Origin of the sequence: Pseudomonas sp. LG1D9 (assembly GCF_002949995.1) — a bacterium.
Classification (GTDB): Bacteria; Pseudomonadota; Gammaproteobacteria; order Pseudomonadales; family Pseudomonadaceae; genus Aquipseudomonas; species Aquipseudomonas proteolytica.
Window position 1 is genome coordinate 5,053,163 of the sequence record NZ_CP026881.1, and the last position, 24,056, is coordinate 5,077,218.

The window sequence follows — 24,056 nt, forward strand, 5'->3', positions numbered from 1 at the left end:
TTGAAACGTTCTGTGTAGACAGTGCCGCTGGTCGGAACTGGTACTTTTCACAGGTACAGGGGTTTCGTGTGATGTGTAAGGGTATTGGCGCCGCAAGAATGGCAAGGCGCCAGTAATGCAACTAATCGGTGGTGTCTTTCCAGGGAGTCGCATGAGCAAAGCATTAATCGTGGATGATCATCCGTTCATTCGTGCAACCGTCAAGTACCTGTTGCGCCAGGAAGGCTTTGACAAGATTTTCGAGGCTGGCAACGGCGCTGATGCCTTACAGATTGCCAGGGAGCAGCGGCCTGACCTGCTCATTCTGGACTTGGCGATGCCCAAGTTGGGCGGGCTGGAGGTGATAAGCCGGGTCAAGACCTTGGGCCTGCCCTGCAAGATTCTGGTACTGACCTCGTATCTGGCGGTATTTTTCTCGGCGCGTTGCATGCGCGCCGGGGCGATGGGATTTGTCGCGAAAACCGGTGAATTGGATGAGTTGCAAAAGGCCATCAAGGCGGTCATGTCCAACTACAGCTGTTTCCCCAGCCTGCCGACCAGTTCCGTGCGCAAGGACGACTTGCAGACCACGGAACTGCAACTGGTAAAAGGGCTTTCTGACCGGGAGCTGACGGTCCTGCAGAAACTGGCGTTGGGCCTGGGCAACAAGGAGATCGCCGAAGACATGCTGTTGAGCCACAAGACCATCAGCACTTACAAAACACGGTTGAAGGAGAAATTGCGCATGTCTTCGGTGGTTCATCTGTCCAAGTTCGCTCAGCGTAACCACCTGATCTGACATGTCGACGTCTCTTGGCAAGTGGCTCGCGGTACTCTGGCTGGCGAGCCTGTCACTCATTATCAACGTGGCGCTGGGCGCGCCACAGCAACTGCACCTGTTGGGGCACTCGAGTTTCGACGCCCCGCAGGTGCACCTCAAAGAGCCGGACTGGCGTTGGCTGCGCGAGCGCCGCACGCTGGTCATGGGGGTGTCCGCCCCGGACTATGCGCCTTTCGATCTGACGAACAACAACGACGAACTGGAGGGGATCACCGCCGATTACGCGGCATTGATCGCGCAGATGTTGAACGTGACCATCCAGGTCCAGCGCTACGAGCATCGGGACGACGTCATCGCGGCTCTCAAGCGTGGTGAGGTGGACTTCCTGGGCACAGCCAATGGCTACGAGGCGGCGGATCGGCAATTGAAGCTTTCGCGCTCGTACGCCAACGACCAGCCGACCCTGGTGACGCGTGTCGGTGACAGCCAGGCCCTGAGCGCCGAGCTTGAGGGCAAGCGTCTGGCCATGCTCTATCACTACATGCAGCCTGAGGTAGTGGCCGCCTATTACGCCAACGCCTCCCTGCAACTTTACCCCTCGACCTTCGAGGCCATTGGTGCCGTCGCCTTCGGCCAGGCGGACGTCTATCTGGGCGATGCCATCAGCACCAATTATCTGATCAACAAAAACCATCTCAATAACGTGCGCATGGCTGATTTTTCCAGCCTGGAGGTCAACCCCTTCGCGTTCGCGGTCGACGGCGACAATCTGCGTCTGCTGCGCATCGTCAATGCGGCGCTGGAGATGATTCCGGTCAGTGAGCAGATGGAAATCCTGCGGCGCTGGAGCTCTGGCAACCTGGGGGTGGTGGGCCGCGAGCGCCTGCGCCTGAGCGCCAGTGAGCAGCGTTGGTTGGACAAGCACCCACGGGTCAAGGTGACGGCGCTCGACAAGTTCCAGCCGTTGTCTTTTTTCAATGAACACGGGCAACTGCAAGGCTTGAGCGCCGAAGTGCTGGCCCAGATCAGCTTGCGCACCGGCCTGAAGTTCGATGTGGTGCGTGGTGATTCACTGCCCCGTCAAGTCAGCCAAGTCAGCGAGGGCAGCGCGGACATGATCGCGTTCATCACCCCGAGCATGGCCCGTGAGGACCTGATCCGCTTTACTCGCCCGTACCTGAGCAACCCGTTTGTGCTGATCTCGCGCGACGATGGCAGCCGTCCGATCACCATCGAGGACATGGCGGGCAAGCGCCTGGCGGTCATCCGCGGCAGCGTCCAGCGCGAGATCATCAGCCGCGAATATCCCGATATCCACTTGGTGGACGCCGAGGATTCCGCGCAGGCCATGGAGTTGGTCGTCAGTGGCACGGCGGACGCGACGGTCAACGCGCTGATCATTGCGCGCTACATCATCGCCCAGCACTACCGTGATCGCCTGCGCATCACCAGCACGGTCGGCTCGCAGCCCGCGCGAGTGGCCTTTGGTGTGGGGCGCGGCCAGTTGGAGTTGTACTCGATCCTGGACAAGGCGCTCTTGAGTATCACGCCCCAGGAGATGGATGAGCTGACCAATCATTGGCGTAGCGAAGTGGTGATTGATGACAGTTACTGGCTACGTCACCGCAACACGATTATCCAGGGGTTCGCAGTGGCCGCGCTGCTGTTGACCATCACCCTGGGTTGGGCGATTTACCTGCGCAGCCTGATTCGCAAGCGCGGCCAGGCCGAGCGCGCGCTGAGCGACCAGATGCGTTTTATGAGCGTGCTGATCGACGGCACGCCGCACCCGATTTATGTGCGTGACCGCCTGGGCCGGTTGATGGCGTGCAACAGTGCCTATCTCAATGTGTTCGGCTTCCGGCTCGAAGATGTGATCGGCAAGACCGTGGTCGAGACTGACACCGGCAACCACCCCCAGGCCCAGTCCTACCACGAAGACTACTTGCGCCTGATGGAGCGCGGAGAGCCGCAGATCCACGACCGTGTGCTCAAGGTGCCGGGCGGGGCGACCCTGACCATTTATCACTGGATGCTGCCTTACCGCGACGGTGACGAAAAGGTCGTGGGCATGATTGCCGGCTGGGTGGACGTCAGTGAGCGCCAGCGTTTGCTGGGGCAACTGCAAGAGGCCAAGGAGGGGGCAGACGCCGCCAATCGGGCCAAGACCACGTTCCTGGCGACCATGAGCCACGAGATCCGCACGCCGATGAATGCGGTGATCGGCATGATCGAGTTGGCGCTGAAAAACGCCGAGCAGGGCCGTATCGACCACGATGCCCTGGCGGTGGCCTCCGATGCTTCGCGGGGCATGCTGGAGTTGATCGGCGACATTCTCGACATTGCCCGGATCGAGTCCGGCCACTTGTCCCTGACCCTGGAACCGTCGAACCCGCGCGAACTGCTGGCCTCGGTGGCCCGCATCTTCGAAGGGCTGGCACGTACCAAGGGCCTGATGCTCAAGGTTGATTTGGACCCGCTGGTGGACCGTTACGTGATGATCGACCCGTTGCGCTTCAAGCAGGTGGTCTCCAATTTGTTGAGCAATGCCATCAAGTTTACTGCCAAGGGCCATGTGCATTTGTGCGCCAGAGGCTCGCCGGCAGTCGCCAATGGCTACGTGAGCCTGCGGCTGGTGGTGGAAGACAGCGGGGTAGGTATCAGCGTCGAGGACCAGGCGCGGCTGTTCAATCCGTTTGTCCAGGGGCGCAACACCGACCAGTCGGCGCGCAGCGGCTCCGGCCTGGGGCTGGTGATTAGCCGCAGCCTGTGTGAAATGATGGGCGGCCAACTGAAATTGAGCAGCCGGCTGGGGCAGGGGACCCGCGTAGAAGTCACGCTGTCCCTGGCGGTGGCGTCCAGCACCAGCGCCGAGCATGAGTCGGTTGCACTGGACGCGTCGCCAGCGCACATGTTGAACATCCTGGTGGTGGATGATTACCCCGCCAACCGCCAATTGCTGACCCGGCAACTGAGCTTCCTGGGGCACCGCATCACCACCGCCAACGATGGTGTACAAGGCCTGGAGCGCTGGCAGGCCGAGCGTTTCGACGGGGTAATCACGGACTGCAATATGCCGCTGAAAAATGGCTATGATCTGGCGCGGGAAATCCGTGCCGACGAGCGAGCCCGGGGATTGGCGCCTTGCCTGTTGCTGGGGTTTACCGCCAACGCCCAGCCCGAAGAAACCGAGCGTTGCCTGGCGGCAGGGATGGATGGTTGCCTGTTCAAACCCACGGGGCTGGAGGACCTGCATGCCGCGCTTGCATCACGTACCGCCAAGCCGTCGGTCCAGGCCGAAGTGCAGGCTGATGTCATGCCGGATATGGACTTGAGTCGGTTGCTGGCGTTGACCGGCTCCGACGTGGACGCCGTCAAGGAGTTGCTGGCCCCCCTGCTCGACAGCCTTGCCGCCGACCTTACGCTACTGCAGGCGTTGGCCAATAAACACGACTATGCCCAGTTGCATGACCTGGCTCATCGCACCAAGGGCGGCGCGCGCCTGGTCTCGGCCCAGGTATTGGTCAGCCACTGTGAGGCGCTGGAAGCCGCCTGTGAACAGCGCGACCCTCAGGCATTGGCCGCTGCGGTGGCGGGCGTGCAGCAAGCCATTGACCAGTTGCATCAGGCCCTGACGGACTACTGCGATCATGCTCAAAGGTAGGATTTGGGAGAAATCCTACGCTCTGGGGGAACTCCGCTGATTTTGTAGACCATTTATGTCTGGAACAGTAGCGCGCTCCTTCCGGCCACGAGCGCGACCTGCTCAGGGACTTGCCATGCCCACCAAAGCACTGACCATCCTGATCGCTGATGAACAGCACCTGCAACGGCTGCACATCGAAAAAATGCTTAACCAGTTGGGCTATTACCGGATCGTCCCGGTGCAGACTGTCGAGGAAGTACTGATCCTCACCGACATCCCGGCCGAGCCCTTCGATGTGCTGGTCATCCATGCGGGCCTGGCCGCCAGCGCCGGCGGGGAGTGGGGGCTGCGCCAGCAACATCCGCAGGTGCGCCATGTGCTGGTCTATGCCGACCAGGACCTGGAGCCAGCGGTCTCTCTTGCGCCCCTGGTCCTGATGCGTTTGCCAGGCGCGCTCGACAGTGTCGTCCTGGAACACTTCATGGGCATCGTCGACCCGCCGTCACCGGTCAGCGGCTTGCGGGTCTTGCCATGGCTGCGGGAACTGGCGCGCAGCCCGGTGGTTTAGCTCAGTCCCATTGCGGCGCAATGCCCTTGGGGCTGGTCAGGCGATGGCCACGCTCAAGGCCGTTGATCTGCGCCATATCGGCTTCGCTCAAGGTCAGTTGCACGGCCTTGAGGTTGCTCTGCAGGTTGGCGCGTTGGGTCGAGGACGGAATCACCGCATACCCCGACTGCATGGCCCAGGCCAGGGTGACCTGTGCGGGCGTGGCCTGGTTGCGCTGGGCAATCGCCTGGATCAGCGGGTCTTTGAGCACTTCGCCGTAGGCCAGGGTCATGTACGACGTAATCTGGATACCGTGGCGCGTGGCGAAATCCACCACGGTGCGGTTTTGCAAGTACGGGTGCAGTTCGATCTGGTTGGTGGCGATGTTCTCGGCACCGACGGCGGCGATGGCTTCTTTCATCAGCGCCACGGTGAAGTTGGAAACACCGATCTGCCGGGTCAGGCCCAGGCGCTTGGCTTCCAGCAACTGCCCCATGAACTCGGCGACGGGCACCTGGTTTTGCGGTGATGGCCAATGGATCAGGGTCAGGTCCAGATAGTCGGTCTTGAGCTTGCGCAGGCTTTCCTTGAGGCTGGGTATCAACTGGCCTTCGGCAAAATTGGCGATCCAGATCTTGCTGGTAATGAACAATTCATCGCGGGGGATACCCTTGTCGGCGATCGCTTGGCCGACATCGGCCTCGTTCTCATAGATCTGTGCGGTATCGATGGCCCGGTAGCCCAAGTCCAGGCCGGTACTGACCGAGTCGATGACCACCTGGCCTTGCAGGCGGAAAGTGCCAAGACCGAATGCGGGAATAGACATGAATGACTCCTGTTGTGGCATGAACAATGGCGTTGAGTATCAGCCGCACGCGCCAGCGCAAACACCCACGATTGTTCAAATCACTCTTGACCAGAAGTCATGAGTCCCATTGTGGTGATAAGGCGAGCTTGCAGGGGACAGAGGGCTACCCACCACTGGCCTTTCTTGTGGCGAGCGTGCTTGCCCCGCGCTGGGCGGCAAAGCCGCCCCAACAGCCTCACCACGTTCTACCAGATACACCGAGGTGGCTGGTTTTGGGGCTGCTGCGCAGCCCAGCGGGGGACAAGCCCCCTCGCCACAACTGTCGGTTTCTACAGAGCTTTGAGTTGGCGGGCCAGGTCCAGCACCACTTTGCCGCTGCCGACATTGGGCACCAGGTGGGTAAACGGGATATCGATCATGCGGTTTTCCCGCACGGCCCGCAGGCGCGACAGCACCGGGTCGCGGGTCAGCAGCTGGCGTTTACGGCTGGCCGGGGACCATACGGCATCGGCCAGCAGAATCACGTCCGGGTCGCTCATCAATAACGTCTCACTGCTGACCGTGACCCGGTATTGATTGATTCCGGCCAACAGGTTGCGCGCCCCGGCCGCGGCCAGCAGGGCGCTGACGAAACCTTGCCGGCCCTCGCTGTCCAGGCCGTTGACTTCACTGTCGAGATAAAACACCGACAAGGGTTTTGCCGGCTTGGCCAGTGCCTGGGCGCTGGCCAGGTCAGCGTCCAGGGCCTCGATCAGGTCGCGGGCCCGCTGCGGTTTGTGCAGCAGGTTGCCCAGGGTCTGCAGGTCAGTGCGAATGTGGCCGAAGTAATCCAGGGAGCGCCCGGCACACGCCGACTCCAGCAGGTACGAACGCACGCCATTACCGGCCAGCCCGGTACGCGAGGTGATGCCGTTGCCAAAGGCCGTGGCAAAACCGCCCACCACCAGGTCCGGCCGTTGCCCATATAACACCTCGCTGGCCGGATAGCGCGGGGCAATCACCGGCACACCGAAGTACCTGCCCTGTTTATGCGCGGCACCGTTGTCATCCAGGTACGCCACGCCTACCAGCGCCGGGCTGGCGCCCAGGGCCAGCAGCATATCGGCGGCGTGCTGGTTCAGGGCGATGATGCGCGACGGCGGCGCATGGGGCAGTTGCCAATCCTGCTGGCAATTGCGATAGCCGTCCGCCAGGGCCGACGCACTGAACAACAGGGCGATGGCCAACCCTCCCAGGCGCTTCATGGGCGCTCCCGGATCAACAGCTCTTCGACCACTTCACCGCCCACCAGGTGCATATCCACCAGGCGCACGGCGTCGGCCTTGCTGTGTATCCCATACCAGCAGCGCTCCGGGTATACCGTGAGCACCGGCCCCAGGTTGCACGGGAACTGGCAATGGGTCCGCGTGAGCAGCACACCACCGGGCACTTCGATGCGCTGGTGTTCCAAGAGGCGCCGACGCAGGGTTTTCCATAGTTGCAAGGCGCCCCGCTGGGTGCAGCGCGGGCCGGTGCACAGCAGCACATGGCGGGCATGCTCGGGGATGCGGGACCAGTCGGGGTGGGTGTCCACCCCGTCGATTTGGGTGATCTCAGTCATCAGAAGCGATACGTGTAACGCACCTCAGAGGTGAATGGCCGGCCCAGGTTGTCGACATTGCTGGAGCGGCTGGTGACGTAGTCGCGGTCGAACAGGTTTTCTACCAGCAGGCTCACGCGGTGCTGGTGGGCGTTGTCGAGGTATCGATAGGCGTCGGCGTCCACCACCGAATAGTGGCCGTATTCGACTCTTTTCGAGCTGGTCACATCGTGGATATAGCGGATGGCCGCGCCGGCGCCCCACAGGCGATTCTGCGATTCGAACCCCACCCGTGAGCGGGCGAAGAAGCTCGGCACATCGTTGATGGTGACCCCGGTGCGCGACTCGGTCAGGTTGCGGGTCATGTCCGCCTGCAGGCTCCACTGATCGTTGAGCGCCAACTTGGCATCGGCTTCGAAGCCGCGTACCTGGATCTGGCCCTGGCCGTTGACCCACTGGATGTCGTCGAGGGTGATCAGGTCGGTGATCTTGCGCTTGAACAGGGTCACGCTGGCGCTGAACTCGCGGTCGGCCAGCAGGCCCTTGTAGTCCAGGCCCAGCTCGGCGTTGCGGCTTTTCTCCGGCTTGAGGTTGCGGTTGCCGATCTCGTCGCCGGGTTCGTTGACGAATAGTTGCTCGGCATTCGGCAGCTTGTAGGCCGTACCGTACTGGCCGCGCAGGGCCCAGTTGGCGTTGAGGTCGTAGAGCGAGGTGAGCATGCCGACCGTGGCGCTGTCGCCGCCGCTCATGGTTTCGTGGCGCACGCCGAGGCTCGGATGCCAGTCGGGCAGGGCGTCGATCTGCGGGCGCAACTGGGTGTACACGGCGTGGGCTTCGGCCTTGTTGTTGTCGATGACCAGCACATCGTCCTGGCCCTTGAACCACTGGTTGTCGGTACCGAATACCAGCACATGGCCGCCCGCAAGCTCGGCCTTGCCCTCGGCCTGCACGCCCCAGTCGGTAAAACCCCAGTAGTCATCGTGATTGCGCACCACGGTGCCGCCGTCGGCGGTGTTGTTGACCCGTGAGTAGCGGGTATCCCAGTCGTTGATATGGCCCTTGACGAAGTAGCTCAGCCGCTCGTTGATGCTCTGTTCGAAGGTCGCGGTGGCAATCTGCTGCACGCGGTCGTTGGTGGTCTTGCGGTTGTTGGTGGCGCCGGCGAAGTCCAGGTTGGCGTCGGTGTACTGGTAAAACAGCTCCAGGCGCGAGTCATCGCCAAAAGACTGGATGGCCTTGGCGCCGAGTGTGGTGACTTCGTAGGAGCGTTTCTTGTCGGTGACGTTGCTCATGTCGCGGTTACGAAAGGGCTGGTAGCCCTCGGACACGTTATGGCTGACATAGGCCAGTAAACCCAGGTCGCCCAGGCCATTGCTGAAAATCCGCTCGGCCCGGGCATCGCCGGTGGTGCCGCCAAAGGTATCGACGCCCAGGTTGGTTTCGCCGGATACGGCGCGCGTCTGCGGGCTGCGGGTGACGATGTTGATGACCCCCGCCACGGCCTGGGTGCCGAACAACAGGCTCTGGCCGCCCTTGAGCACTTCGATGCGTTCCACGGCGTTGGCCGGCAAGGTATCCAGGTACAGGCCACCGTACAGGCGGTTGTTCAGGCGTACGCCGTCGAGCAGGATCAGGGTGTCGTCATTGCGCCCTCCCAACAGGGAATAGGTGCCGTAGTCGAACGGGCCGTTTTTCGGGGCCACGTAGAAACCGGGGATGAACATCTGCATCGCCCGCGTGATATCTGCGCTGGGGCCGGCGCGTTCGATCTGTTGGCGGGTGACAATTTCGACCTTGCTGCCGTACTGGGCCATGTCGGCCACGGTGGTGGACTCCACCGATGGCGCGGAAACGGTCTGTGCCTTGAGTTCCAGGGCACTATTGTCAGCGAGTAGCAGGGGACTGAACAGACAACCCAACAGCAAGGTTGGGCCAGAAGTGACGCCGCGTTGAAAAATCATAGTCTTCTCGAAAAGTATCTTCGCAGAAGCACGCAGGAGAAGGTATCGAGCACACGCCAATACCGGCCCATGCCCGCCCACCGCAGGATTTTGCCAAACAGAAATTCCAGGCCGGTCTCCGGGCTCACGCGTATCGAACCCTTCACCTTCCCATGGCGTTCTGGCCACAGTGGTGTGTCGAAGGGGTCACGCGTATACCGTTGCGGGGGCAGCACCGGACTTGCTCGATCGAGCGTACCGGTTTCCCGTTTCACCCCATGCACGGCGGCATGAGGCACCTGAAACAGGCCGGCATCTGAACATTCCCGCGACCGTTGGTCAACTTATCCAGTGGTCGAACCGGTGGGTCTGGATCGTTGTAATATGTTTGCTTCGCTTGATCACCAGAGCCGCACGTCCATGCAGAGCACCCGATTGACGCTGATTTGCCATGGTGCGACCCGCGCGCAAAAGCTTGGGCATTTCGCCCTTGATGAAGCCCTGGAAACGCCGCCGTCGCCCTTGAGGCTGGCCGCACGTTTCAAAAAAGCGCCACGCCTGTTATGCGGGCCTGAGACCAGGGCCCGGCAAACGGCGACGCTGTTCGGTCAGCACGCCACGATTGATGACGGGTTGCGCGATATGGACGTGGGCCATTGGCGCGGTCGGGCTATCAATGACATCGACCGTGACGAACTGGCGACCTGGCTCACTGACAGCGCCAGCGCGCCTCACCGTGGTGAGTCAGTGACGCAGTTGTGCGAGCGCGTCAGCCAGTGGCTGCAACGCGTCGCAGAGCAGCCCGGCCATGTGCTGGCGGTGACGCATCCGGCGGTGGTTCGTGCCGCTTTGCTTCATGTCATGCAGGCACCCATCGCTATGTTTTACCTGATTGATGTGGAGCCGCTGTCTTCTACCGAGCTGCGTTTCAACAACGTCTGGCGTCTGCGCCTGGAAACGCACGAGACCTGAGTGGCGCGAACATGGCAAAATCCCGGCCCCGCACTGAGAACACCTTCATGAAAAAGATCCTGATCATCGGCATTGGCGCCGGCAACCCCGACTACATCACGATGCAGGCGGTGAAGGCGCTTAACCGTACCGACGTGTTTTTCCTGATGGACAAGGGCCAGAGCAAGGACAAACTGATCGACCTGCGCCGGGAGATCTGCCAGACCTACATCGACGCCGGGCATGCCTACCGCTTTGTCGAAGCCGACTGCCCCGAGCGTGTGCGTGGCGAGATCGACTACACCACGGCTGTGCAGGATCTGAACCGCGACAAGCAACAGACCTTCGAGCGGATGATCAACGAACAAATGGCCGACGGCGAAGTGGGGGCCTTCCTGGCCTGGGGCGACCCGGCGTTGTACGACAGCACCATCCGCATCCTGCAGGCGATTCTGGCCAGTGGCAGCTGTACGTTTGAGTTCGAGGTCATCCCCGGGATCACCAGCGTCCAGGCCCTGGCGGCCCAGCATAAGGTGCCGCTGAACCGCATCGGCCGTTCCATCGAGATCACCACCGGGCGCCGGCTTGCGGCGGGGCAGGTCGGTGATGCCGATACGCTGGTGGTGATGCTGGACGCCGAGGACTCCTACCGGAGCGTCGCGGATCAGCAGATGGACATCTACTGGGGCGCGTACCTGGGCACCCCGGATGAAATCCTGATCAGCGGCAAGGTGGCCGAAGTGGCCGACGAAATCGAGCGCGTGCGCAAGGCGGCGCGCCAGGCCAATGGCTGGATCATGGATACCTACCTGCTGCGCAAGCCGTAGGGAGGAATGCAGTCAAACCTGTGGGAGCGGGCTTGCCTGCGATAGCGGTGTGTCAGTAGACATCTAACTAACTGACCCACCGCAATCGCGGGCAAGCCCGCTCCCACATTGGATTTGTGGTGCTTAGGAGGATGTCACTTGCCGCTGGTAATCTGCCTGACCAGCAACTCATGCCCCTTCACATCTTCAGCCCGGGAGATGGCCTGGATCACCAGCAACCGGTTGCCAGAACCCGCTAGAAACATCGAGTTCAAGGTCTTGCCGCCGCCCATGCTGGCGGTGCCATCAACCTGGCGCAGGCCCACGCCCTTGACCAGGAGTTTCTTCTGCGCCAGTTTCTTGTAGTCCGGCAGGCTGGTGCCTATCTCCTTGAGGAAACCTTTAACCGCGCTATCGAGAAACAGCGGTTCGTCGTCCTTCAGGTCGATGCCATCGTTGCGCAGGGTCTGGGCCACCACCACCACGCTTTTTGACGCCTTGTTGATATACATCGTGCTGTTGGCGCCCGCAGTGCCTTGGGCTTGTACGCCGGCGGGCAAGGCCTCGGCGACGTAGCCCTTGGGCAGGGTGAAGGTGAACTTGCCGTCCAGGGTCGAGACGATCTGGAATTCATCCGGCGGCACCGGGGCCGGCTTGGCGGCCGCGAACAGTGGGCTGGCGCCCAGGCTGACGGTCAGCGCCAGGGCCAGGCGGGCTGCGGTTTTGCTGAGGCTGAGCATGAGGTCTTCCAATGGATGAACGAAATTGCGTCATATTCTGTCAGAAAATTCGCAACTTCGTTCTGATCCATCCTCAGACCTTCCCGGACTCTTCCTCAAGGCGGTCCATTTCAAACAAACGGGCCAACTCCGCACGGGACTCCTGGGCCGACTGCATCACCTTGGCCGCATCGTCATACACCGCGTGCTGGGCGGTCAGCAGTTGCAGGTCGTGGTGCTTGAAGCGGTTGATCCGCGCATCGGCCTGGGTCTCGCTCAGTCCCAGGCCGACCAGGGTGCGGCGGCTCATTTCCAGGCTGGAATAGAAGGTTTCGCGCACCGGTGACGCATCCAGGTCCACCAGGCGATGCACGTGCTGACGGTTGCGGGCACGGGCGATGATTTTCATGTGCGGGTAGAGGTTGCGCACCAGTTCGGCGGTCTTGATGTTGATTTCCGGATCATCCATCGCGATCACAAAGTACTCGGCCTGGTCGACCTTCGCTGCATGCAGGATTTCCGGGCGCTGGGGATCACCGTAAAACACCGGCATGCCGCCGAAACTGCGGGTCAGCTCGATGGTTTCCACTGAGGTGTCGAGGGCGATAAACGAAATGTTCTGCGCCCGCAGGATCCGCGCCACGATCTGCCCCATACGGCCCATGCCCGCGATCACCACCCGTGGCGCGTCGCTCTCGATGGCGCGGTACTCTTCTGGCACTTCCACCGGTTTGGTCTTGGGTCGAAACAGCTTGGGGCACAGCAGCAACAGCAGCGGGGTGAGGGCCATCGACAGGGTGATCGTCAGCACTAACACGTCGTACAGATGCGGAGCGAACAGGCCCTGGTCGCGACCGATCTTGAACACCACGAAGGCAAACTCACCACCGGCCGCCAGCACCACACCCAGGCGCACTGCGCTCTCGCGGTTGAGTTCGCCGACCATCTGCCCGACCGCGTACAGCAGCGGCAACTTGATGGCGATCAGCAGCAGGGTCAGCCCCAGCACCACAAAGGGCGTGCTGAACAACAGGCCGATATTGGCGCCCATGCCCACGCTGATAAAGAACAGCCCCAGCAACAGGCCTTTGAACGGCTCGATTTGCGACTCCAGCTCGTGGCGGTATTCCGAGTCGGCCAGCAGCAGGCCGGCGAGGAATGCGCCGAGGGCCATGGACACGCCCACCAACTCCATCAGCCAGGCGGTGCCGATCACCACCAGCAGCGCGGTGGCGGTGGACACTTCGCGCAGACCGGTCTTGGCGACGATGCGAAACACCGGGCGCAGCAAATAGCGACCGCCGATGATCACCACGGCGATGCTGCCCAATACCTGCAAACCGTGGTTCAGGTCCTGGGCGGCGGTGGTGGTGTGGTCACTGCCGGCCAGCAGCGGCACCATAGCGATCAGCGGGATCGCCGCGATGTCCTGGAACAGCAGGATCGCAAAGGCCAGGCGCCCGTGGGGGCTGTTCAGCTCCTTGCGTTCGGCCAGGCTTTGCAGGCCGAAGGCCGTGGAGGACAGCGCCAGCCCCAGGCCCAGCACAATCGCGCTGTTCCATGACTGGCCAAACGCCCAGAGCGCCACTGCGCCCATCACCATGGCAGTCAACAACACTTGCGCCAGACCCACGCCAAACACCGCCTTGCGCATCACCCACAGGCGTTTGGGCGACAGTTCCAGGCCGATGATGAACAGCAATAACACCACCCCCAGTTCGGAGAACTGCGCGACGCTTTGCGGGTTGCCCACCAGGCCCAGTACCGAGGGGCCGATAATCACACCGGCGAACAGATAGCCCAGCACCGCCCCCAGTTTCAGGTGCTTGGCCAGGGGCACGGTGAGCACCGCGGCCAACAGGAACACCACGGCCGCTTGTAACAGGTTGCCTTCATGGGGCATCGCTTACTCCAGGATCTTTGAGGCGAATCGACAGGGCGCTATTAGAACGCGGTTTGGCGTTTTTGAATCTGAATTTTTACTAAAACCTTGGCCACGCGAGTGGCTCTGTCATCAGTAGATTGCTGTCTATCGCCATCCATGCAGGACGGGTTCTTGCTACTATCGCCCTCCGTCGTCACCAGGAGCCAGCGCCTCATGCAACACCAGTGGGATGAAATGCACCGCACCCGCAAGCCCTCGTTCGTGCTGTGCGGCGAGCCCCAGGGGCAGGTGCTCAATCTCTATGTCCATGGCTATTCTGCGTTTTTCAACCAGCAACAGTTGGCCAGTTTCCAGGCGCAACTGGCGGGGATCGAGGGCTCGACCAACCTGATGCTGTTCTGGCCCGCCGGGCATTTCCTGGAAAACCTGTTCGCGCCCTTCAAGGACATCATCACCTCGATGCTCGGCGGCGGCACCCTGGGTGCGGCCACCGTGGGCCTGGGCAAGGCGGTGGGCTATTTTCTCGATCACTACAAAAGTGTCGAGGCGCGGGTGGACGAAGTGGCCAGGACGTTGTTGGAGGAACTGGCCAACTACCTGCACGCCGAGTCGATCGACGTGCGCCAGATCAACCTGATCGGCCATTCCCTGGGCGCTCGCCTGCTGGTCAAGAGCCTGCTGGCCAACCCGGAACTGGCCCGGGAGTTGCCGCTCAATCACCTGTTGTTGATGGGCGGCGCGATTTGCACGTCGAGCCCCTGGGAACAGGTGTCGGCGCCGCTCAAGGGGCGGGTGATCAACTGCCATTCCAGCAAGGACTGGGCCCTGGCGCTCAAACCGGATGCCGAGCGCTGCATTGGCCGTTACGCCATCCCCCTGACGCCATCCCTCAAGGGCAAAGTGACCAATGTGCATCTGGTCACCTTCGACCACGCTGCCTACTGGCCGCAGTTGAAGACCGTGGTGCAGTACACCGACTTGCTGCACGAACGCCGCGGCATGATCCGTGCGGACCAGCGCAGTGCCGAGGTGCGTTTTGCCGAGGAAGACGTGGACCTGTTGCCGGTGCTGCGTCAGGCACGGGCGCCAGAGCTGCAGTTTCTCGCCGAGCTGATGGCCGCCAAGCGCAGCGCGACCATCGATGCCCAGGTGCGCGACCCATTGCAACTGGCCATCGAGTTGCAGCGCATGGGCGGTGACAGCTTTATGAACCTGGCCCGTGGGCATGGGGTGAGTTATCGCCAATTGGCCCAGGACGTGGCCCTGCGCGTTGGGCTCAAGTTTGACCAGCCCCTCGACAGTGTGGCCCTGGTGAGCCTGGAAGAGCGGGTCGCCGAGACTCTGATCGAGCAGTACAAAGACAAACTCAGCCTGGCCGACCGCGCGGTGTTCGAGGCCGAACTCCGGGCGGCGGCGCAAAAGGAGCAGGGTTTTTTCAACCGATTCGATGTCGGCCGTTCGGCCACCACCGCCTTGAGCGGTACGGCGCTGGCCGGGCTGACCGGGTTTATCCTGCGCCGAGGTGCGGCCACGGCGATTCCGGTGGTGGGGCAGGCGCTGGCGGCGGCTATGCTGCTGGTGAGCGGGGTGCGGGCGTTTTCCGGGCCGGCGTATTCCATCACTACCCTGGCGGTGTTGGTGCTAGGGGTGATTCGCCAGCGTATGGAACGTGAGGCGCTGAATCAGGAAATGGATCTGGTAGCGCAGGTAGTCGAGGCGCTTGATCTCCGTGGCGAGGGGGCTTGTCCCCCGTTGGGCTGCGCAGCAGCCCCAGTAAGCCTCACCTAGATACCGGGATAGCCGGTTTTGGGGCTGCTGCGCAGCCCAGCGGGGGACAAGCCCCCTCGCCACCGGTAACACCGATACCCATATATTTGTCTGGTACCCAACGTGAAATTCAGCCTGCCGAAAATTGCCACTGCCCCGTTCTGCCCCCCGGAAGTGGCGGGCACCATCCCCGTTGATCCGCGCGCGTCGTTTTTCAAACGGGTGCTGCAGTTTGCCGGCCCTGGCCTGCTGATCTCCATCGGCTACATGGACCCCGGCAACTGGGCCACGGCCATCGAGGCCGGCTCGCGCTACGGCTACAACCTGCTGTTCGTGGTTTTGCTCGCGAGCCTGGCGGGGATGGCGGTGCAGTGCCTGTGTTCGCGGCTGGGCATCGCCACTGGCAAGGACCTGGCGCAATTGTGCCGCGAACGCTACAGCCAGCGTTCAGCGCGCACGCAATGGGTGCTGGCGGAAATCTCGATCATCGCCACCGACCTGGCCGAGGTCCTTGGCTGCGCCCTGGCGTTTCACCTGCTGCTGGGGGTTTCGCTGACGACCGGCATTGTCATCACGGCCTTTGACACGCTGCTGATCCTGGCCCTGCAAAACCGTGGCTTCCGGCGCCTGGAGGCGATCATGCTGGCGCTGGTGGCGACCATCGGCGTGTGTTTCTTCGTCGAACTGGTGTTGATCAAGCCTTATTGGCCGGACGTCATGCGCGGTTTCACGCCGTCCCTCTCGGCGATCAGTGACGCCGCGCCGCTGTACCTGGCCATCGGTATCCTCGGGGCCACGGTGATGCCCCATAACCTGTACCTGCACACGTCCATCGTGCAAACCCGCCTGTTCGGCAAGGACCTGGCCAGCCGCCAGGACGCGGTCAAGCTGGCGCGCATCGATACCATCGGCTCCCTGGCCCTGGCCCTGCTGGTCAACTCGGCGATCCTGGTGCTGGCGGCTGCGGCGTTCCACCAGACCGGCCATACCGAGGTGGTAGAAATCCAGGACGCCTACCACCTGCTGGACCCGCTGGTGGGCGGTGCCTTTGCCAGTATCCTGTTCGGCATTGCCTTGCTGGCGTCCGGGCAAAGCTCGACCTTCACGGGCACCATCGCCGGCCAGGTGATCATGGAGGGCTACCTCAACCTGCGGATTCCCTGCTGGCAACGCCGCCTGATCACCCGTGGCCTGGCGCTGATCCCGGCGTTCCTCGGGGTGTGGTTGATGGGCGACGATGCCATCGGCAAGTTGCTGGTCCTCAGCCAGGTGGTCCTCAGCCTGCAGTTGCCCTTTGCCTTGTACCCGCTGATCCGCATGACCGGCGACCGGCAATTGATGGGGCCGTTCGTCAATCGCCTGCCCACCCGGATCCTGGCCTGGAGCCTGTTCAGCGTGATCAGTGGCGCCAACGCCTGGTTGATCGGCCAGTGGCTGTTCTGATTCAGCGGTCCCAGTAGGGCACGCTGCCGAAGCGCTCGACAAAAAAGTCGATGACCGTGCGGACCTTCACCGACAACCGCCGGCTGCCGGGCCACAGGGCGGCAATCTGCTGCGGCTCCAGGGTGGTTGCCACTTCGTAGTCGGTCAGTACCGCCTGCAAGCGCCCGGCGCGCAGGCTGTCGCCGATCAGCCAGGAGGGAAACACCACGAACCCCAGGCCTTGTTCGGCAGCGCGTGCCAGGGTGTCGGCGTGGTTGCCGGTGATCGGGCCCTTGACCGTGTAGGGCGTCCAGTCGCCCTGTTCGCGGCGAAAGTACCAACGCTGCTGGCCGTTCACGCCCTTGTACGCCAGGCATTGGTGATTGATCAGCTCATCGGGATGGCGCGGCGTGCCGCAGCGCGCCAGGTACTCGGGGCTGGCGGCGATGCGGTAGCGCTGGGGCGCAAAAATGCGCGCCTGCATCCCGGAGTCGTTGAGCACGCCGATTCGGAACAACAGGTCGGCGCCTTCCTGCAAGGGGTCGACGTAGGTGTCGGTCTGCTGGATATCCAGTTGCAGCTTGGGGTATCGCTGGCACAACTCGGCCAGCCAGGGCGACAGGTGCCGTTGGCCGAAGACCATGGGCGCATTGATCCGCACCAGGCCGCTGGGTTCGCTTTCCTGTTCTTGCAGGGCCTGCCCGGCCTCTTCCAGCTGTTGCAGCATCAGGCGCGCATGATGCCCGAGCAAGCGCCCGGCTTCCGTGGGGCTGACCGCACGGGTATGCCGATAGAGCAATTGCTGGCTCAGGGCCTGTTCCATCAACTGGATCTGCCGGGAAATGGAGGAGGGCGCCAGGCCTTCGCGGCGTGCGACTTCGGAGAAGCTGCCGTGGTCCAGCACCGCCACAAACAGGCGTAGCGCCTTGAAACTCAACTCATTGAAGCCCTGCATGGTCACTCCGTTCTGTGCGTGCTGCGCAAAGGTGTTGTCTGCATGCTCCCATTTATCGCACAGCAGGGCCACCGGATAATGCGCGCCATTGTTCTTCTCTGACGTGTAGGTGGTGTATGCAAACTTCTTCTCTCGAGGCCGCGGCCCAGACGCCGGCCCGCCCCAAGCACCGGCTGGGCCTGCTGCTGTTGCCGCTGGTGATCCTGGCGGGCATGGGCCTGTCGGTGGAAGCTGGCCTGTTGGGCCCGTTGGGCGCCCAGGTGGGGCACCTATGGGCGACCTTGAGCATCTTCGGGGTGGGCACGGCAATCCTGCTGCTGCTCCTGCTGTTGAGCGGCCCGCAAAAAGGCCCGGCCCTCAATGAACTGCCGCGCTGGCAACTGATCGGTGGCTTTCTGGGGCCGATGTATGTGGTGGTGCTGACCCTGGCCACGCCCCATATCGGGATTGCCATGACCATGATTGCGATCCTCTCCGGCCAGGTCGGCAAGAGCGTGCTGATCGACCACTTCGGCTGGTTTGGCACTGCCCGCAAGCGGGTCAATGGCGAACGCTGGATTGCGCTGCTGTTGATTGTGGTGGCGCTTGTTTTGATTGCACGGGGTTAAGGCGATGAATCTGATTCTATTGTTGGTGCTGGTGGTTGCCGCAGGCGCGGTGTTGAGTGTGCAAGCGGCGATCAATGGGCGCCTGGGGCAAACCGTCGGCGTGCTGCGCAGCAGCCTGGTGACGTTCTCGGTGGGCACGCTGGTGACCGGCCTGTTGATTCTGTTCTTCGAACCGGCCCAGGCGGTGAGCCTGCTCGAGGTGCCCAAGTGGCAATTGACCGGGGCGTTGTTCGGCGTGGTGTACATGATGGTGATGGTCGGCGCGGTACCCATCGTGGGCACGGCGGTGGCGACGGTGGCGGTCATCGTCGGCCAATTGGCCATGGGCATGCTGATCGACAACTTCGGCTGGATGGGCAACACGGCCATCGAACTGTCTGCCAGCCGGGTGCTGGCAATGGCGTGTCTGGCGTTGGCCTTGGTATTCATGTATCGCAGCAGTACGCGCCAGGTTGATTAACGGCGAATGGCGCTAGCGTCGACAGGCAGCGTAAGCTGCCTGACTTTTCCCCCTATCGTGGAGTTTTATCGTGGCCAAAGCAGCTGCTGTCATTGAAATCCCGGTCTCGGCCGATCAAGTCTGGCAACTGGTGGGCGGGTTCAACTCGTTGCCCGATTGGTTGCCGCTGATTGCCAAGAGCGAGCCGGGCGAAGGCGGGCGTGTGCGTCACTTGAAGACCGTGGATGGCGCTGTGGTGGTCGAGCATTTGCAGACCTTTGATAACGCGGCGCGCACCTATAGCTACACCATCAGTGAGTCGCCGTTCCCGGTCAGTGCGTATCTGGCGACATTGCAGGTTGAAGCGCTGGGCGAGCACTCGGCCAAAGTCACCTGGTCGGGTGTGTTCACCCCGATTGCCGGTGTGACCGATGCAGAGGTTGAAGAGCTGTTCAGCGGCGTTTACACCGGCGGCGTTGAGGCGCTGCGCAAAAACTTCCCGGCCTGATTGCCGTGGCGAGGGGGCTCGTCCCCCGTTGGGCTGCGCAGCAGCCCCAAAACCGGCGCCCTCGAATGAACAGACACACCTCGGCGGTCTTATTGGGGCTGCTGCGCAGCCCAACGGGGGACTAGCCCCCTCACCACAGGGGGGGGCTCTAGGGCTTCTACAGAGGGGTTTGTGCGCGGCAGTGCAGGGTCAATCGCGCGCCGCCGCGCTCGCTGCTGCCGACTTCCAGCCCAAAGCCATGCAGGTTGACGATCGCCGCCACAATCGACAGGCCCAGGCCAAAGCTGCCCTGTTGCTGACCGTCACCAACCCGGTAGAAACGCTGGAACACGGCCACCCGTTCCGCTTCGGGAATCCCTGGGCCGGTGTCCACCACCTCGATGCATGTGCTACCGGCATCATTGATGCCGCGCAGCAGCACCTCGCCGCCCGGCGGGGTGAACTTGATTGAATTGCTCAGCAGGTTGGCCAGGGCCTCGAACAGCAGCGCCCGGTCGCCGGTAACCGAGGGCAATGCTTCGGGGGCTTGCAACAGCAGTTCCAGCTGACCTTCTTCCGCCAACGGCAGGTAGAAGTCATGGAGTTCCTGAAGCAAGGGCAAAGGATCGAACACCTGGAAGCCGGAGCGGCGTTGACGGTCTTCCAATTCGGAGATGCGCAGCAAACCGCGAAAGCGCGCCATCAACGTGTCGGTCTCGCTGATCACCTCATCGAGCTGCAAAGCCTGGGGCGAGCCGTCGGCGGTCTGCTGCTTGATCCGATACAACTGCGCACGCAAGCGGGTCAGTGGGGTGCGCAGGTCGTGGGCAATGTTGTCGCATACGCCCTTGACCTCGTTCATCAGCTTTTCGATGCGCTCAAGCATGGCGTTGACGATGGCCGCCAGCATGTCCAGTTCGTCGCGGCGGTTGGACAGCGGCAGGCGATGGGTCAGGTCGCCGGCGACGATGGCTTCGGCGCTGGCCTGGATCCCGCGAATCCGCCGCAAGGGGCGCCGGCGTAGCAGGTGCCAGCCGGCGACGCCGGGGATGATGGTCAGCGAGATTGCCCAGAGCAGGGCCTGCAGAATGATCCGGGTCACGCCCAGCAACGAGCCGTTATCGCGTACCAGCACCAGCCAGCGGCCATCCTGGGTGTGGGTCGCCACCGCATCGCAACTGCCCCGGGGCAGTTTCGGGTCGTCCGATTCGGTGCAGTTGGCCAGGGCATGGATGTGCCCGTCGAGGGGCAAGTCTGCCGGGATCTGCTGGATCGGGCCGCTAAGGGGCCGTTGTTGCCCATCGAACAGGCCATAGGCGTCAATGCCCTTCATATCGAAGGTCATGCTGGTGGCCAGGGCTTCATCCAGTTGCGCGCCCTCGAAGCGCTGGAACAGGTGTTGGCGTTGCATCAGCGAGTGGCGCGAGAGGTCGCCCAGGTAACCCGAGACTTCGTAATAGAGCACCCCCATGAGGATGCAACTCCAGGCCACGAACAGCGAGCTGTACAGGGCCAGCAGGCGGCTGCTGGAGGAGCGCCAGCCGTTAGACGGGTTCAGCAATGACATAGCCCGAACCTCGTACCGTGCGGATCAGCGGCGTCAGGCCCGGCGGGTCGATTTTCTTGCGCAGGCGGCCAATGTGCACGTCGATCAGGTTGGTGCCCGGGTCGAAGTGATAGCCCCAGACTTCCTCGAAAATCATCATCCGCGAGAGGATCTGCCCGGTGTTGCGCATCAGGAATTCCAGCAATTTGTACTCGGTGGGCAGCAGGCTCAGTGGCTGGTCGGCGCGACTGGCTTCGCGGCTGATCAGGTTCAGTTCCAGGTCGGCCACGCGCAATGCGGTTTGCGCGGTCTTGAGCGCATTGTTGCGCCGCAGCAGCACCTCGACCCGGGCCGCCATCTCGTCGGAGGCAAAGGGTTTGGTCAGGTAGTCATCGCCCCCGGCGCGCAGCCCGCGCACCCGCTCATCCACGTCGGAGAGGGCGCTGATCATCAGGATCGGCGTCGCCACCCCGAGGGTGCGCAAGGTGGTGACGATGGCCAGGCCATCGAGCTCCGGGAGCATGCGGTCGAGGGTGATCAGGTCGTAATCGCCACTCACCGCCCGTGACAGGCCCTCGCGGCCGTTGTCGACCCAATCCACGTCCAGTCCATGACTGCTCAACTCGGCGACGATCTCGCGGGCCGTCACGGCGTCGTCTTCGATGGTCAAAATGCGCGTCATAAGGGTTACCTGGTCACACGGGAATGGGGGGCATTTTGCCAAGAAATGATCGCGAGGTTTCTAAAAGAAAATTCATGTAGGCAGTTCTTAAGGCTACCTCGGTCAACAGGTGGGAGCGGGCTTGCTCGCGAAAGCGGTGTATCAGTACATGCACCCGGTGCTGATACACCGCTTTCGCGAGCAAGCCCGCTCCCACAGGGGTTGGCGGATGGCTTGGGAATGCATAACGCCCGCCACTTACGCGGCGTTCTTGCAAGTTGCATGATCCTAGGAAGTTCAACTTACTTATCTCATTGAAATTAAAAGGTTTTTATTTTTGTGGCTACTGGCACGGCGCCTGCACTGTCCCTTTTGACAGATGTAACACCATTTTTCATGCCTGGAGCACAACAACAATGATGACATCCTCATCCACTTTGCAAGAGTCGAGCACGCTCTCCGGGGTTTCCTGGGGGGCGATCTTTGCCGGGGCCGCAGCTGCCGCTGCATTGTCCCTGGTCCTGGTGTTGCTGGGCTTCGGCCTGGGCTTTTCGGCGGTGTCGCCGTGGGCCGACAGCGGCATCAGCGCCAAGGGCCTGGGCATTTCCACGATAGTCTGGCTGGCCTTCACCCAGATTGTCGCGGCGGGGCTGGGCGGTTATATCGCCGGCCGGCTGCGGGTCAAGTGGGCCAATATGCATGGCGATGAGGTGTACTTTCGCGACACCGCCCACGGCTTTCTCGCCTGGGCCGTGGCCACGCTGGTGACCGCAACCCTGGTGGTCGGCTCGGTCAGCAGTATTGTCGGTGGTGGTGTACAGGCAGGTGCCAGCGTGGCTTCGGGTGCCGCCAGCGGCTTGACCCAGGCGGCCGGCAACGCGGCCAATGGCGATGACTTCGGCTATTACGTCGACAGCCTGTTCCGCGATGATCGCCCGGCAGGGGCCAGTGATGACGCAGTGCATGGCGTGGTGGCGCGGATCTTCGCCCGCACTCTGGGCAACGATGGCCAACTGGCCCCGCAAGACCGTGCCTACCTGGCGCAGTTGATTAGCCAGCGCACCAACCTCAGCCAGGCCGATGCTGAACGGCGTGTCGACCAGGTCTACGGTGATGCCCGCAAAGCCCTGGAAGATGCCAAGTTGAAGGCCAAACAGGCCGCCGATACCGCCAGCAAGATCGCCGCCGTGACCTCGTTGTGGACCTTCGTCGCGCTGTTGCTCGGTGCCTTCTTTGCCAGCTTCGCCGCAACCTTCGGCGGTCGCCGCCGGGATGCCGTGGTGTACCTGGAAACCATTCGTTAATTAAAGGAGAACGTCATGCGCTCATTACTGCTGTGGTTCCTCGGTGTGCCAATCCCGGTCATTATCCTGATCGCGATCTTTATGCACTGATCCACTGAGGTGCTTGATCAAGGCCGCTCCTGCATCGCAGGGGCGGCCTTTTTTTTAATCGTCAAACCCCACCTGCTCGTGAATCTCATCGACCTTCAGCTCCAGCCGGTACGCCACGGCAATAAACAGCGCCTGGCACAGGCACAGCGTGGCACTCAGCGAGCGGAACGCAAACGACGACCCTTCATTGACCAGCAACACCGTGTTGGCACGCTTGGCCAGCGGTGACAGGTTGCTGTCGGTGATGATCAGCGTCTTGGCCTGGTGATGCTGGGCGATGCGCAGGCAGTGCTGGGTTTCCTTGCCGTAGGGGGTAAAGCTGATGGCGATCACCAGGTCATTGGCACGCACGCTGCGCATCTGTTCGCGGTAGCTGCCGCCCAGCCCCGAGACCAGGTGGATGCGCTTGTTGGTGTGCTGCAGGTTGTAGACCAGGTAGTCGGCCACTGCAAAAGACCGGCGCACCCCGACCACGTAGATATTGTCGGCGTTGACCACCAGGTCCACGGCTTTCTCGAAGGCGGCGTCGTCCAACTCCAGGCCCAGGCGCTCGATGCCAGACAGCGTGGCATTCACGCATTCACGGGCCAGATCGCCGGCGCTGGCTTTCTGCGACTTGTTGGCGATCATGCTGCGAATGCGCTGCTGGTAGTTCTGCACCGGCGTGGTCTTGTGGGTATACGCCTCGCGAAACAGCGCCTGCATTTCACTGAAACCGCTGAAACCAAAGCGCTGGGAAAAGCGCACGATGGCCGATGGGTGGACTTCGCATTCCCGGGCGATATCGCTGATGCGATCGACCATGATCCGATCGCTCTGCTGGCTCATGTAGCTGGCGATGCGCTTGAGCTGGCGGGGCAGGCTTTCGTATTCATCGGTGATCAGCTGCAACAGACGCTCGGCATTGATCGGAGGGCTGGCGAGCGTCTCGGTGGGAGCCTGCTGATCGGTGCGGGACATGGGCAATCCTTTTGGCTTGTTCTTACAGGGCAGGTGAGCGGCACCTTGCCCCTGACAATAGGTCGATGGGCGCAAGTCTACAGGGAAGGCGGCAAAAAATATCTTAATGGAATATATATTCCACATAAAATATTTATGGAATAAATATTGATTGATGGCGTGGGACGTCCTAGTCT

21 protein-coding genes and 1 riboswitch are annotated in these 24,056 nt (G+C 62.1%); of the genes, 11 read left to right on the top strand and 10 right to left on the bottom strand.

What is annotated here, in order from left to right; all coding sequences use genetic code 11:
- The first annotated feature begins 151 nt into the window (after nt 1–151).
- From C5F71_RS23430 to C5F71_RS23440, 3 genes are all read left to right on the top strand, one after another.
- Nucleotides 152–778: a response regulator transcription factor gene (locus C5F71_RS23430; RefSeq protein WP_104912069.1), complete on the top strand. Its 627-nt coding sequence runs from the start codon at nt 152–154 to the stop codon at nt 776–778.
- Nucleotide 779: 1 nt separating this feature from the next.
- Entirely contained in the window at nt 780–4,424 is a 3,645-nt protein-coding gene (locus C5F71_RS23435) for a transporter substrate-binding domain-containing protein (RefSeq protein ID WP_104912070.1), read from the top strand.
- A gap of 115 nt (nt 4,425–4,539) precedes the next feature.
- Complete coding sequence (locus tag C5F71_RS23440) at nt 4,540–4,974, top strand: chemotaxis protein CheY (RefSeq protein ID WP_104912071.1); 435 nt, start codon at nt 4,540–4,542, stop codon at nt 4,972–4,974.
- Between the two features lies 1 nt (nt 4,975).
- Here C5F71_RS23440 and dkgB read toward each other — a convergent pair whose 3' ends face one another.
- The 4 genes from dkgB to C5F71_RS23460 all read right to left on the bottom strand — a co-directional run bounded on the left by dkgB (nt 4,976) and on the right by C5F71_RS23460 (nt 9,301).
- Nucleotides 4,976–5,779, bottom strand: coding sequence for a 2,5-didehydrogluconate reductase DkgB (dkgB, locus tag C5F71_RS23445; protein ID WP_029293109.1), 804 nt, complete (start codon nt 5,777–5,779; stop codon nt 4,976–4,978).
- Nucleotides 5,780–6,090: 311 nt separating this feature from the next.
- Nucleotides 6,091–7,005: an ABC transporter substrate-binding protein gene (locus tag C5F71_RS23450; RefSeq protein ID WP_104912072.1), complete on the bottom strand. Its 915-nt coding sequence runs from the start codon at nt 7,003–7,005 to the stop codon at nt 6,091–6,093.
- On the bottom strand, nt 7,002–7,361 hold the full coding sequence (locus tag C5F71_RS23455) for a ferredoxin (RefSeq protein ID WP_029293105.1): 360 nt from the start codon (nt 7,359–7,361) through the stop codon (nt 7,002–7,004). The genes C5F71_RS23450 and C5F71_RS23455 overlap by 4 nt, the downstream gene beginning before the upstream one ends.
- The gene (locus tag C5F71_RS23460; RefSeq protein ID WP_104912073.1) at nt 7,361–9,301 is read right to left on the bottom strand and encodes a TonB-dependent siderophore receptor; all 1,941 of its coding nucleotides are present in this window, start codon (nt 9,299–9,301) and stop codon (nt 7,361–7,363) included. The genes C5F71_RS23455 and C5F71_RS23460 overlap by 1 nt, the downstream gene beginning before the upstream one ends.
- A gap of 91 nt (nt 9,302–9,392) precedes the next feature.
- Nucleotides 9,393–9,598: riboswitch (cobalamin riboswitch) on the bottom strand.
- A 102-nt stretch (nt 9,599–9,700) separates the two neighbouring features.
- On the opposite strand from C5F71_RS23460, the gene C5F71_RS23465 reads away from it, so the two are divergent.
- Both C5F71_RS23465 and cobF read left to right on the top strand, forming a co-directional pair.
- Nucleotides 9,701–10,252, top strand: a complete 552-nt coding sequence (locus C5F71_RS23465) for a histidine phosphatase family protein (RefSeq protein ID WP_104912654.1) — start codon at nt 9,701–9,703, stop codon at nt 10,250–10,252.
- Between the two features lie 47 nt (nt 10,253–10,299).
- A complete protein-coding gene (gene cobF / locus C5F71_RS23470; RefSeq protein ID WP_029293099.1) occupies nt 10,300–11,058 on the top strand; it encodes a precorrin-6A synthase (deacetylating) in 759 nt (252 codons plus the stop codon).
- Nucleotides 11,059–11,192: 134 nt separating this feature from the next.
- Here the strand turns inward: cobF and C5F71_RS23475 are convergent, their stop codons facing one another.
- Together C5F71_RS23475 and C5F71_RS23480 are read right to left on the bottom strand one after the other, a co-directional pair.
- Nucleotides 11,193–11,777, bottom strand: a complete 585-nt coding sequence (locus tag C5F71_RS23475) for a hypothetical protein (RefSeq protein ID WP_104912074.1) — start codon at nt 11,775–11,777, stop codon at nt 11,193–11,195.
- 73 nt (nt 11,778–11,850) lie between these two features.
- Nucleotides 11,851–13,659 carry a monovalent cation:proton antiporter-2 (CPA2) family protein gene (locus tag C5F71_RS23480; RefSeq protein WP_070995227.1) on the bottom strand — a complete coding sequence of 603 codons (1,809 nt, stop codon included), beginning with the start codon at nt 13,657–13,659 and terminating at the stop codon, nt 11,851–11,853.
- A 195-nt stretch (nt 13,660–13,854) separates the two neighbouring features.
- Here C5F71_RS23480 and C5F71_RS23485 point away from each other — a divergent pair, with 195 nt between their 5' ends.
- The gene (locus C5F71_RS23485) at nt 13,855–15,429 is read left to right on the top strand and encodes a DUF726 domain-containing protein (RefSeq protein ID WP_050492765.1); all 1,575 of its coding nucleotides are present in this window, start codon (nt 13,855–13,857) and stop codon (nt 15,427–15,429) included.
- A gap of 102 nt (nt 15,430–15,531) precedes the next feature.
- Nucleotides 15,532–16,851 (top strand): Nramp family divalent metal transporter, encoded by a 1,320-nt coding sequence (locus C5F71_RS23490; RefSeq protein ID WP_029293091.1) that lies wholly within the window; start codon nt 15,532–15,534, stop codon nt 16,849–16,851.
- 1 nt (nt 16,852) lies between these two features.
- On the opposite strand, the gene C5F71_RS23495 is transcribed toward C5F71_RS23490, so the two are convergent.
- Nucleotides 16,853–17,785 carry a LysR family transcriptional regulator gene (locus tag C5F71_RS23495; protein ID WP_029293089.1) on the bottom strand — a complete coding sequence of 311 codons (933 nt, stop codon included), beginning with the start codon at nt 17,783–17,785 and terminating at the stop codon, nt 16,853–16,855.
- Nucleotides 17,786–17,901: 116 nt separating this feature from the next.
- Between C5F71_RS23495 and C5F71_RS23500 the strand changes: the two genes are divergently transcribed.
- The 3 genes from C5F71_RS23500 to C5F71_RS23510 all read left to right on the top strand — a co-directional run bounded on the left by C5F71_RS23500 (nt 17,902) and on the right by C5F71_RS23510 (nt 19,340).
- Nucleotides 17,902–18,393: a DMT family transporter gene (locus tag C5F71_RS23500; RefSeq protein WP_104912075.1), complete on the top strand. Its 492-nt coding sequence runs from the start codon at nt 17,902–17,904 to the stop codon at nt 18,391–18,393.
- Nucleotides 18,394–18,397: 4 nt separating this feature from the next.
- Nucleotides 18,398–18,853, top strand: a complete 456-nt coding sequence (locus tag C5F71_RS23505; protein WP_104912076.1) for a DMT family transporter — start codon at nt 18,398–18,400, stop codon at nt 18,851–18,853.
- Between the two features lie 70 nt (nt 18,854–18,923).
- Nucleotides 18,924–19,340 (top strand): SRPBCC family protein, encoded by a 417-nt coding sequence (locus C5F71_RS23510; protein WP_104912077.1) that lies wholly within the window; start codon nt 18,924–18,926, stop codon nt 19,338–19,340.
- Nucleotides 19,341–19,497: 157 nt separating this feature from the next.
- Here the strand turns inward: C5F71_RS23510 and C5F71_RS23515 are convergent, their stop codons facing one another.
- Both C5F71_RS23515 and C5F71_RS23520 read right to left on the bottom strand, forming a co-directional pair.
- Entirely contained in the window at nt 19,498–20,886 is a 1,389-nt protein-coding gene (locus C5F71_RS23515) for a HAMP domain-containing sensor histidine kinase (protein ID WP_104912078.1), read from the bottom strand.
- On the bottom strand, nt 20,864–21,547 hold the full coding sequence (locus C5F71_RS23520) for a response regulator transcription factor (RefSeq protein ID WP_029293076.1): 684 nt from the start codon (nt 21,545–21,547) through the stop codon (nt 20,864–20,866). Before C5F71_RS23520 ends, C5F71_RS23515 begins: the two co-directional genes overlap by 23 nt.
- Nucleotides 21,548–21,942: 395 nt before the next feature.
- On the opposite strand from C5F71_RS23520, the gene C5F71_RS23530 reads away from it, so the two are divergent.
- A complete protein-coding gene (locus C5F71_RS23530) occupies nt 21,943–22,830 on the top strand; it encodes a hypothetical protein (RefSeq protein ID WP_104912080.1) in 888 nt (295 codons plus the stop codon).
- Nucleotides 22,831–22,974: 144 nt separating this feature from the next.
- Here C5F71_RS23530 and C5F71_RS23535 read toward each other — a convergent pair whose 3' ends face one another.
- On the bottom strand, nt 22,975–23,880 hold the full coding sequence (locus tag C5F71_RS23535; protein WP_029293072.1) for a MurR/RpiR family transcriptional regulator: 906 nt from the start codon (nt 23,878–23,880) through the stop codon (nt 22,975–22,977).
- Nucleotides 23,881–24,056 lie beyond the last annotated feature (176 nt).

Excerpts from the sequence above, each read along its gene's own strand:
- C5F71_RS23430 (WP_104912069.1), top strand. The coding sequence starts at position 152 with ATGAGCAAAGCATTAATCGTGGATGATCATCCGTTCATTCGTGCAACC.
- C5F71_RS23435 (WP_104912070.1), top strand. The coding sequence starts at position 780 with ATGTCGACGTCTCTTGGCAAGTGGCTCGCGGTACTCTGGCTGGCGAGC.
- C5F71_RS23440 (WP_104912071.1), top strand. The coding sequence starts at position 4,540 with ATGCCCACCAAAGCACTGACCATCCTGATCGCTGATGAACAGCACCTG.
- dkgB (WP_029293109.1), bottom strand. The coding sequence starts at position 5,779 with ATGTCTATTCCCGCATTCGGTCTTGGCACTTTCCGCCTGCAAGGCCAG.
- C5F71_RS23450 (WP_104912072.1), bottom strand. The coding sequence starts at position 7,005 with ATGAAGCGCCTGGGAGGGTTGGCCATCGCCCTGTTGTTCAGTGCGTCG.
- C5F71_RS23455 (WP_029293105.1), bottom strand. The coding sequence starts at position 7,361 with ATGACTGAGATCACCCAAATCGACGGGGTGGACACCCACCCCGACTGG.
- C5F71_RS23460 (WP_104912073.1), bottom strand. The coding sequence starts at position 9,301 with ATGATTTTTCAACGCGGCGTCACTTCTGGCCCAACCTTGCTGTTGGGT.
- C5F71_RS23465 (WP_104912654.1), top strand. The coding sequence starts at position 9,701 with ATGCAGAGCACCCGATTGACGCTGATTTGCCATGGTGCGACCCGCGCG.
- cobF (WP_029293099.1), top strand. The coding sequence starts at position 10,300 with ATGAAAAAGATCCTGATCATCGGCATTGGCGCCGGCAACCCCGACTAC.
- C5F71_RS23475 (WP_104912074.1), bottom strand. The coding sequence starts at position 11,777 with ATGCTCAGCCTCAGCAAAACCGCAGCCCGCCTGGCCCTGGCGCTGACC.
- C5F71_RS23480 (WP_070995227.1), bottom strand. The coding sequence starts at position 13,659 with ATGCCCCATGAAGGCAACCTGTTACAAGCGGCCGTGGTGTTCCTGTTG.
- C5F71_RS23485 (WP_050492765.1), top strand. The coding sequence starts at position 13,855 with ATGCAACACCAGTGGGATGAAATGCACCGCACCCGCAAGCCCTCGTTC.
- C5F71_RS23495 (WP_029293089.1), bottom strand. The coding sequence starts at position 17,785 with ATGCAGGGCTTCAATGAGTTGAGTTTCAAGGCGCTACGCCTGTTTGTG.
- C5F71_RS23500 (WP_104912075.1), top strand. The coding sequence starts at position 17,902 with ATGCAAACTTCTTCTCTCGAGGCCGCGGCCCAGACGCCGGCCCGCCCC.
- C5F71_RS23505 (WP_104912076.1), top strand. The coding sequence starts at position 18,398 with ATGAATCTGATTCTATTGTTGGTGCTGGTGGTTGCCGCAGGCGCGGTG.
- C5F71_RS23515 (WP_104912078.1), bottom strand. The coding sequence starts at position 20,886 with ATGTCATTGCTGAACCCGTCTAACGGCTGGCGCTCCTCCAGCAGCCGC.
- C5F71_RS23520 (WP_029293076.1), bottom strand. The coding sequence starts at position 21,547 with ATGACGCGCATTTTGACCATCGAAGACGACGCCGTGACGGCCCGCGAG.
- C5F71_RS23530 (WP_104912080.1), top strand. The coding sequence starts at position 21,943 with ATGATGACATCCTCATCCACTTTGCAAGAGTCGAGCACGCTCTCCGGG.
- C5F71_RS23535 (WP_029293072.1), bottom strand. The coding sequence starts at position 23,880 with ATGTCCCGCACCGATCAGCAGGCTCCCACCGAGACGCTCGCCAGCCCT.